General features: G+C 72.2%; 6 protein-coding genes. 3 read left to right on the forward strand and 3 right to left on the reverse strand.

The window, feature by feature from the left end:
* A partial coding sequence (gene cdgB, locus ACFXA3_RS32870; protein WP_385192846.1) for a diguanylate cyclase CdgB occupies positions 1-1288 on the reverse strand: 1288 nt, incomplete at its 3' end.
* A gap of 371 nt (positions 1289-1659) precedes the next feature.
* On the opposite strand from cdgB, the gene ACFXA3_RS32875 reads away from it, so the two are divergent.
* Entirely contained in the window at positions 1660-2172 is a 513-nt protein-coding gene (locus ACFXA3_RS32875; protein WP_385192848.1) for a flavin reductase family protein, read from the forward strand.
* Positions 2173-2250: 78 nt separating this feature from the next.
* Here the strand turns inward: ACFXA3_RS32875 and arfB are convergent, their stop codons facing one another.
* The gene (gene arfB, locus ACFXA3_RS32880) at positions 2251-2685 is read right to left on the reverse strand and encodes an alternative ribosome rescue aminoacyl-tRNA hydrolase ArfB (RefSeq protein ID WP_385192853.1); all 435 of its coding nucleotides are present in this window, start codon (positions 2683-2685) and stop codon (positions 2251-2253) included.
* Between the two features lie 160 nt (positions 2686-2845).
* Here arfB and ACFXA3_RS32885 point away from each other — a divergent pair, with 160 nt between their 5' ends.
* Positions 2846-3421 (forward strand): TerD family protein, encoded by a 576-nt coding sequence (locus tag ACFXA3_RS32885; RefSeq protein ID WP_053786562.1) that lies wholly within the window; start codon positions 2846-2848, stop codon positions 3419-3421.
* A gap of 616 nt (positions 3422-4037) precedes the next feature.
* On the forward strand, positions 4038-4553 hold the full coding sequence (locus ACFXA3_RS32890; protein ID WP_385192851.1) for a GNAT family N-acetyltransferase: 516 nt from the start codon (positions 4038-4040) through the stop codon (positions 4551-4553).
* An 18-nt stretch (positions 4554-4571) separates the two neighbouring features.
* Here ACFXA3_RS32890 and ACFXA3_RS32895 read toward each other — a convergent pair whose 3' ends face one another.
* Positions 4572-5912 carry a M1 family metallopeptidase gene (locus ACFXA3_RS32895; protein ID WP_385192856.1) on the reverse strand — a complete coding sequence of 447 codons (1341 nt, stop codon included), beginning with the start codon at positions 5910-5912 and terminating at the stop codon, positions 4572-4574.
* Positions 5913-5924: the final 12 nt, after the last annotated feature.

Genomic DNA, 5924 nt, shown 5'->3' on the forward strand with positions numbered 1-5924 from the left:
CGGTGTCCTGGTGGGGTTCTTCGGGCCCGGGGCCGGCGCGGGGCGCCCGGGGCGCACCGGCCCCCCCCGGGGGGGCCGGGAACTCGAACGGCTCGGGGAAGCCGTCGGGCTGGAAACCGTGCTCGCCCACACCGGTGGCGGTCGCGGCCCCGCCCCCGTGGCCCTCGTACGCCGCGTCGAGCGCCTCGACGGCGGTCGCGCGCACCGACTGCGGCCTGCGGCACAGCCGCGCGCCCAGCCGGGAGCGCAGCTCGGCGCTGTTGGGCAGGCCGGTCAGCGAGTCGTGGCTGGCCCGGTGGGCGAGCTGGAGCTCGTGCCGCTTGCGCTCCTCGATGTCCTCGACGTGCGTGAGCAGGAAACGCGGCCCGTCGGCGGCGTCCGCGACGACGGAGTTGCGCAGCGAGACCCATACGTACGTGCCGTCGCGCCGCCCCAGCCTCAGCTCGGCCCGCCCGCCCTCGGCGGAGGTCCGCAGCAGGGTCCCGATGTCCTCGGGGTGGACCAGGTCGGAGAAGGAGTAGCGCCGCAGCACGGAGGCGGGCCGGCCCAGCAGCCGGCACAGCGCGTCGTTGGTCCGCAGCAGCCGCCCGTGCTGGTCCCCGCCCATCTCGGCGATGGCCATCCCGCTGGGCGCGTACTCGAAGGCCTGCCGGAACGACTCCTCGCTCGCGCGCAGCGCCTGCTGTTCACGCTCCAGCCGGACCAGGGCCCGCTGCATGTTCGCGCGAAGCCGTGCGTTGCTGATCGCAATCGCCGCCTGGAAGGCGTACATCTGGAGCGCTTCGCGGCCCCACGCGCCGGGCCGGCGCCCGTTGCGCGGTCTGTCCACCGAAATGACACCCAGAAGTTCCCCGCCGGACGCATACATGGGGGCGTAGAGCCGGTCCTCGGGGTGCCACTCGTCCTCGAAGCGCGGATCGGGGCCGTCGGTGTGCCACTGGGGCACGTCGTCCTCCAGCAGGACCCAGCCCTCGGTGTGCGGGATGAAGCGGAGCCCGTCCCAGCTCTCACCCATCGTCAGACGGCGCTCCCAGGAGGCGCGGGAGCCGACGCGGCCGGTGATGAGGGCCTCCGCGGCGGGGTCGCCCGCGAAGGCGGCGACGACGAGATCCCCGTCAGGGCGTACGAGGTTGACACAGGCGAGCTCGTAGCCGAGGCCCACGACGATGCCGTCCACGACGGTCTGCAGGGTGTCCGCCAGGCTCCTGGCCGTGTTGAGCTCGGCCACCACCTGGTGAAGTTGCCGCAGGGTCGCAAGACGGACGTACGGCTCCGACTCGGTCTCCATTGCTCGCTCTCCCCGAGACCTCGACAGCAACTCCAGGTTTGTCATCGGCGTTTCGTTGCGGTGTCCCGTCCACTGAATCACAGTGAGCTGTGCGACAGGTACGCAGGGTCAACAAATCTTGCCCTCTGTGACTCAAGTCACATGAGATGAATAAAGGTAAGCAATGCGGGTCTCGGCGCCTGGGAGCGCTCCCCCACATTCCCGGAAGCGAACGATACGCCCGGGCCCCGGGGCGGCCTAGGTCAACGGGCCGGGACACGGCTCGGACTCGCGCCCGATGTGCGGCGCGGGACGGCGAGACTAGCGTTCCGAACGTGCCGAAGACGACCCCCGTACCCCTGACGATCCCCTCCACCCTTCATCCTGAGGGCGTGAGCAACGACGAGTTCCGGGCAGCGATGTCCCGACTGGCGGCCGGCGTGTGCCTGATCACCGCGCACGAGGTCCCGCTGACCCCGGACGGCCCGGGCGGCGAGGACGTCGGCATGACGGCCACCGCCTTCATGTCCGTGTCACTGGACCCGCCGCTGGTCCTGGTGAGCCTGCGCGAGGGCTCCCGGATGGACGACCTGCTGGCCGAGCAGCCCCTGTGGGCGGTGTCCGTCCTCGCCGACCACCAGGTCCAGGTCGCGAGCCGCTTCTCGATGAAGAACCGCATCAGCGACCGGCTGCTCTTCGCGGACCTCCCCCACGTCCGCGGCGAGGTCTCGGGGGCCCCGCTGCTCTCGGACGCCCTGGCCACCCTCGAATGCCGCACGGAGAACCGCGTCGAGGCCGGCGACCACACCCTGGTCATCGGCCGCGTCCTCGGCTCGGCGCTGCCGAACCCCGACTCCCCGCCGCTGGCCTACTTCCGCGGCCGCTACCGCCACCTGTCGGGCTGAGCCCCGGGGCCGGGACCGGGGCTGAGCTCCGGGGCGGCCGGGGCCGGGGCTGAGCTCCGGGGCGGCCGGGGCCGGGGCCTACCAGTCGCGGCCGGTGCGGCCGCGCTTGGTCTCGGCCCGGGCCTTCTTCTCGCGCAGCCGCCGCTCGTTGATCCCCCGCGGGATCTTCGTGGCCCGGCGCGCCTTGGGCGGCGGCGCGGTGGCCTCCGCCAGCACGGACGCCATCCGGACCAGCGCCATCTCCCGGTTGCGGAACTGCGACCGGTGCTCGGAGGCCCGTACGGTCAGCACCCCGTCCACCAGCCGGCCGGCGAGGCGCTCCAGCGCCCGCTCCTTCCACACCTCGGGCAGCGCCTTCGTCGCCGCCACGTCGAACAGCAGCTCCACCCGGGAGTCCGACGTGTTCACGTGCTGTCCGCCCGGCCCGGAGGACCGCGAAAAGCGCCAGGCGAGCTCCGCCTCGGGGAGCACGACCGAACCGCGGATGACATGAGGACCAGGCATGCCCCCCATGATCCCGCCCCGCGCGGTGCCCGTCACGCGTATTTCCGCACGGACCGCAGGACGAAACGCGGGCAGTGGAACCTGTCGGCCCCCTCCCTGCGTTATGAAGGTCAGCGGTACCTTGGCCACGATCTCGCGGCCATGCGAAGAGGAAGGGACACCAGTCAAAATGGCAGTAAGCCTGTCCAAGGGCGGCAACGTCTCGCTCACGAAGGAGGCCCCGGGCCTCAGCGCCGTCACGGTCGGCCTCGGCTGGGACGTCCGTACGACGACCGGTGTCGACTTCGACCTGGACGCCTCCGCCATCGCGGTCAACGCCATGGGCAAGGTCGTCTCCGACGGTCACTTCGTCTTCTTCAACAACAAGTCCACCCCGGACCAGAGCATCGTCCACACCGGTGACAACCGCACCGGCGAGGGCTCCGGCGACGACGAGTCCATCAACGTCAACCTCGCCGCCCTCGCGGCCGACGTCGACAAGATCGTCTTCCCGGTCTCCATCTACGACGCCGACGCCCGCAGCCAGAACTTCGGCCAGGTCCGCAACGCGTACATCCGCGTCGTGAACCAGGCCGGCGGCGCCGAGATCGCCCGCTACGACCTCTCCGAGGACGCGGCCACCGAGACCGCCATGGTCTTCGGCGAGCTCTACCGCAACGGCGCCGAGTGGAAGTTCCGCGCGGTCGGCCAGGGTTACGCCTCCGGCCTGACCGGCATCGCCCAGGACTTCGGCGTCAACGTCTGATTCCGACCCGAAGCCCCCTCCCGGCCGTCCGGGGAGGGGGCTTCACCTCCACCCCCGGGCCAGACTTCGACTCGGCACCCGTCCGAACAGGGCCTCGGCTCGTCTTCGGGCCCGGCCTCGACCTCGTGCCCAGACAAGGGCACGGCCTCGGGCCCGGCACGGGCACGGCCTCGGGCCCGGCACGGGCACGGCCTCGGGCCCGGCACGGGCACGGCCTCGACTCGCCTTCGGGCACGGCCTCGAGCCCAGGCACGGCCTCGACCTCGGCTCCGGCACAGGCAGGGTCTCGGCTTCGGGCCCAGCACGGCCTCGACCTGGTGCCCAGACAGGGGCACGGCTCCGGGCCCGGCAAGGCTTCGGGTCCGGCACGGGCAGGGCCTCGGGCCCGGCAGGGCGTCGGCTTCGGGCCCGGCACGGGCAGGGCCTCGGCTCGTCTTCGGGTCCGGCCTTGAGCCTAGGCACGGCCTCGACCTCATGCCCAGACAGGGGCACGGCCTCGGGCCCGGCACGGCAAGGCCTCGGGTCCGGCACGGGCACGGCTTTGGCTTCAGGCCCGGCACGGGCAGGGCCTCGGGCCCGGCAGGGCTTCGGTTTCGGCTTCGTTACCGTTCGGCTGGTGATCCTCCAACCGCTCGTCCCCGTGGGCGGCGCCCTGCCCGGCCCGGTCCTGACCGAGATCGCCGCGCTCTACGCCACCAACCGCGCCTTCTTCGAGCTCAGCGGCGATTTCCCCGACCCGGCCCGCATCACCGTCGAACAAGTCGCCGCGGCCCTCGCCGACGAACTCGCCCACGACGGCGCCCAGGTGCTCCTGGCCCGCTCCGCAGGCCGTCTGGTCGGCGTGGCCGCCACCCTCGCGCACCACCCCGACCCGGCCGCCGCAGACCCGGACCCGTGGATCGGCCTGCTCCTCATCGACGCCACCGCGCACCGCGCGGGGTACGGACGCACCCTCGCGACCCTCGTCGAGGACCGCTTCCGTGCAGCGGGACGCACCGGCCTGCGGATCGCCGTACTCGACGCCAACACCGCGGGCCTGGCGTTCTGGCGAGCCCAGGGCTACACCGCCCTGCGCCGCGCCAAGGACCGCGAGCGCGGCCGCGACTGCACGGTGCTGCGCAAGTCGCTCTAGGGAGCGTCCGGCGGGCGGTCACCTGGGCCGGCCCTGCCCGTACAGCCAGACGTCCCAGACCTTCTTCAGGTCGTGGCCCGTCGTCCGCTCCGCGTACGCGGTGAAATCGGCCGTACTCGCGTTCCCGTACCGGTGGTCGGCGGCCCAGCCGCGCAGCAGGGCGAAGAACTTCTCGTCGCCCACTTCCTGGCGGATCCGCTGCAGGACCATCGCGCCGCGGTAGTACACCGGCGCTTCGGAGATGTCCTTCGCCTCGGGCGGGTCGGCGGGCGGGAAGGCGGCCCAGTCGGATCCGGCGTCCTTGTCCACCGCGGTGTCCCCGGTGAGGAAGGCGTCGAAGTGCTGCTGCGCGGTGGCCCCGCCGTGGTCCTCCGACCACAGCCATTCGGCGTAGGTCGCGAAGCCCTCGTTGAGCCACATGTCCTTCCAGGACTTCGGCGACACCGAGTCGCCGAACCACTGGTGGGCCGTCTCGTGCAGCACCAGCTGCTCGTCGGGCGCGCCGGAGAAGACGGGTTTCGTCTGCGTCTCCAGCGCGTACGTGAGGGACTCGGCCGGCAGCACGATCGCGCCGGCGGTGCCGAACGGGTACGGGCCGAACCTGCGGCTGCCCCACTCCACGATCTCCGGCAGCCGGGCCAGCGCCGGGGCACTGCCTGCGGCCTCCGCCGGGTCGACGGCCTCGTACAGCGCGACCCCCGAGGGGGTGCGTCCGGTCGTCACCTTGAACTTCCCGATCGCGGCGGTGGCCAGGTAGCTCGCCATCGGCTCCGGGCTGTGCCACGCGAACTCGGTCCGCCGCCCGTCGGCGCTGTCGGTGCGGGAGCGCAACTCGCCGTTCGACACCGCCTCGTACCCCTTGGGGACGGTCAGGGTGATGTCGTAGGTGGCCTTGTCGCTGGGGTGGTGGTTCCCGGGGAACCAGGCCATCGACCCGACCGGCTCGCCGACCCCGACGGCGCCGTCCGCGGTGGCGATCCAGCCCTCCTGGGACCCGTCCGCATCCGTGATGGGCTTCGGCTTGCCGTGGTAGTCGACCTCCGCTCGGAAGACCTCGCCCTTCTTGAGGTCCTTGGCGGGACGCACCGTCAGCTCCCGGCCGGTCCGGTTGAACCGGGCGCCCTTGCCCTGCACGGTGACGCCCTCGACGTCCAGGCCGGCGAGGTCGAGGTTGAACGAGCTGAGCCCCTGCTCCGCGCGGGCGGTGATGACGGCGGTGCCGTCCAACTCGCCGTCGGCGGGGTCGTAGTCGAGGTCCAGGTCGTAGTGCTCGACCTGGTAGCCGCCGTTGCCCGCCTTGGGGAAGTAGGGGTCGCGCAGCCCGGACGCACCAGGACGACCCAGAAAAGTGACGGCCAAAAAAAACGGGGT

The organism is Streptomyces sp. NPDC059456 (assembly GCF_042750055.1).
In the GTDB taxonomy this organism is placed as follows: domain Bacteria; phylum Actinomycetota; class Actinomycetes; order Streptomycetales; family Streptomycetaceae; genus Streptomyces.

Bases quoted from the DNA above. Each gene is read 5' to 3' on its own strand.
- ACFXA3_RS32885 (WP_053786562.1), top strand. From the start codon at position 2,846: ATGGCAGTAAGCCTGTCCAAGGGCGGCAACGTCTCGCTCACGAAGGAG.
- arfB (WP_385192853.1), bottom strand. From the start codon at position 2,685: ATGGGGGGCATGCCTGGTCCTCATGTCATCCGCGGTTCGGTCGTGCTC.